At 54.3% G+C, this 258-nt stretch carries 1 protein-coding gene; it reads right to left on the reverse strand.

Annotated elements, in window-relative coordinates; all coding sequences use genetic code 11:
* Positions 1-19 precede the first annotated feature (19 nt).
* A partial coding sequence (locus tag S1OALGB6SA_RS03935; RefSeq protein WP_503465869.1) for a hypothetical protein occupies positions 20-258 on the reverse strand: 239 nt, incomplete at its 5' end.

Consider the following 258-nt stretch of genomic DNA (forward strand, 5'->3'; position numbering starts at 1 on the left):
GTTCTAAGAGATATCACATTTAACTAACAGAAGAGCCACTTTGTCGCGCCAGTGCCCAGGGCACCTTGTACTCTATCTGCCGGATGCGGTGGTTACCAGTATCTGCCACATAGACATTGTCGGATGAGTCCACAGCCACGCCGTGAGGGTGGTCAAACTGTGCTTCTGCGCCGGAGCCATCCGCAAAACCCTTTGTGCCACTGCCGGCTATAGTGCTTACCACCCCCGCTGGAGTGATCTTCCGGATACAGTGGTTGT

This window comes from Olavius algarvensis spirochete endosymbiont (assembly GCA_900608495.1).
GTDB lineage: Bacteria > Spirochaetota > Spirochaetia > DSM-2461 > DSM-2461 > UBA2779.